Annotated in this window: 3 protein-coding genes and 1 pseudogene; 3 read left to right on the top strand and 1 reads right to left on the bottom strand. The window is 74.1% G+C overall.

Annotated elements, in window-relative coordinates:
• Positions 1–492 (top strand): LuxR C-terminal-related transcriptional regulator (locus ACFQ3T_RS36120; RefSeq protein ID WP_380730579.1); only part of this gene is annotated, 492 nt, incomplete at its 5' end.
• Positions 493–510: 18 nt separating this feature from the next.
• On the opposite strand, the gene ACFQ3T_RS36115 is transcribed toward ACFQ3T_RS36120, so the two are convergent.
• Positions 511–1,143, bottom strand: a complete 633-nt coding sequence (locus ACFQ3T_RS36115) for an SDR family NAD(P)-dependent oxidoreductase (RefSeq protein ID WP_380730577.1) — start codon at positions 1,141–1,143, stop codon at positions 511–513.
• A 200-nt stretch (positions 1,144–1,343) separates the two neighbouring features.
• Between ACFQ3T_RS36115 and rpe the strand changes: the two genes are divergently transcribed.
• Positions 1,344–1,994, top strand: coding sequence for a ribulose-phosphate 3-epimerase (rpe, locus tag ACFQ3T_RS36110; RefSeq protein WP_380730581.1), 651 nt, complete (start codon positions 1,344–1,346; stop codon positions 1,992–1,994).
• Between the two features lie 14 nt (positions 1,995–2,008).
• A pseudogene (locus tag ACFQ3T_RS36105) lies at positions 2,009–2,189 on the top strand (bifunctional diaminohydroxyphosphoribosylaminopyrimidine deaminase/5-amino-6-(5-phosphoribosylamino)uracil reductase RibD); the annotation flags it as partial.

The raw sequence follows: 2,189 nt of genomic DNA, 5'->3' as shown, positions 1-2,189 counted from the left end.
GTCGCCGTGGCCGCCGCGCACGCCAGGGCGCTGCTGGACCGGGACCCGGCGGAGCTCCTGGCCGCCGCCCGCCGGCACCGCCACCCGTGGGCCGAGGCGAACGCGTACGAGGACCTGGCCACCCTGCTCACCACCACCGGCCACCCGGACCGGGCGGCCGAGCACACGACCCGCGCGTTGCGGATCTTCGAGCGGATGGGCGCGGACGGCGACGCGGCCCGGTTACGCGGTCACGCCCGCCGCGCCGACGCCACCGGCCGGCCCGGTTCGGCCGGCACGGAGTGGGATCGCCTGTCCGCGCCGGAGCGCGACATCGCCCGCCTGGTGGGCGTCGGGATGACCAACCGGCAGGTGGCCAGGCAGCTGTTCGTCTCGCCGCACACGGTCAACTACCACCTGCGGGGCATCTTCAAGAAGCTCGGGATCAGCTCCCGGGTGGAGCTGGCGAGGCTCGCCCACGAGCACGAGACCACCGAGACCTCCGCCGTGTGACCGGGCGGCCCCGGCGCCTCACGCGCCCACGGCGTCCGTCACCGAGTCGGCCAGCAGGAACCGCACCTCCTCGACCACCCGGCGCGCGTCCGTCGGCGCCACCACCGCGCAGTGCACCCCGCGCGGCGCGACCTCCAGCGCCAGGCACTCGGTGTAGGCGACGGCCGCGGCACGCGAGGCCGCGTACGCGGCGATCCCCGAACGCGGCACGGCGACGGCGTGCGCGGGCACCATCACGATCGTCCCGCGGCCCCGCTCGACCATCCGCGCCGCGACCGCCCGCGAGACGTTGAACACACCGTCGGCGTTCACCGCGAAGCTGTGCGCCCAGTCGTCGTCGCTGATGGACAGCGCCGGTCCCGGCCGCAGCACGCTCGCCGTCGTCACCAGCGCGTCGATCGCGCCGTACTCGCGCTCCACCTGGTCGACCAGCGCGTCCACGGCCGCGCTCGACGTCACGTCGATCTGCCGCCCGGCGACCCGCAACCCGTCCCCGCGCAGCCGTTCGACCAGGTCGGCGAGTCGCGCGCCGTCGCTGTCCACGGCCACGACGAGCGCGCCCTGCCGGGCCAGCGACTCGACGACCTCCGCGCCGAGCGGCGTGCACGCGCCCGTGACCAGCGCGGTCTTGTGGCGGAATTCGGCATTCATCCCCAGTGCTCCCCAGTCGCTTCCCCCGCCCGATGAACGTAATGGCCGCCACACCGCTAGGGAACTACCCGCGTGAGTAGTGCGAAAAAGGGCGCGAGGAGCGGGCGGAACGGGCGTCCTGTGGAGGGGTGAAATATGACTCCCGGGCAGGTCCGGGCAATCGCGGAAGCCTAGACTCACCAGCCGTGGTCCAGCAGCCGATGATCGCCCCGAGCATCCTGTCCGCCGATTTCGCCCGCCTCGCCGACGAGGCGGCCGCCGTGTCGTCCGCCGACTGGCTGCACGTGGACGTGATGGACGCTCACTTCGTGCCGAACCTGACGATCGGCCTGCCGGTGGTGAAGTCGCTGCGCAAGGCGACCGACCTGCCGCTGGACTGCCACCTCATGATCGAGGACCCGGACCGCTGGGCCATCGCCTACGCCGAGGCCGGCGCCTACAACGTCACCGTGCACGTCGAGGCCGCGAACGACCCCGTGCGGCTGGCGAAGGACCTGCGGGCGGCGGGCGCGAAGGCCGGCCTGTCGCTCAAGCCCGGCACCCCGCTGGAGCCCTGCGTCGACCTGCTCAAGCACTACGACACGCTGCTCGTCATGTCGGTCGAGCCCGGCTTCGGCGGCCAGTCGTTCATGGCCGAGGTGCTGGACAAGGTCCGCGCCGCGCGCCGCCTGGTCGACACCGGCCACCTCACGCTCGTGATCGAGATCGACGGCGGCATCAACGCCGACACCATCGAGCAGGCCGCCGAGGCGGGCGTGGACTGCTTCGTCGCCGGGTCCGCCGTGTACGACGCCGCGGACCCCGGCGCGGCCCTGGAGCGGCTGCGCGAGCAGGCGACGCGCGCCCGGTGAACGTGGACGAGGCGATGGCCCTGGCCATCGCGGCCAGTGAACGGGTCCGCGGCTCCACCAGCCCCAACCCGCCGGTCGGGTGCGTGATCCTCGACGCCGGCGGCGTGCTCGTCGGCGAGGGCGCGACCCGGCCGCCCGGTGGACCGCACGCCGAGGTCGTCGCCATCGAGCGGGCCGGCGACCGCGCCCGCGGCG

This window comes from Saccharothrix hoggarensis, assembly GCF_042678885.1.
In the GTDB taxonomy this organism is placed as follows: Bacteria; Actinomycetota; Actinomycetes; order Mycobacteriales; family Pseudonocardiaceae; genus Actinosynnema; species Actinosynnema hoggarensis.
Note: the sequence above shows the minus strand (reverse complement) of the source record. Positions and strands in the feature narration are given on the sequence as shown.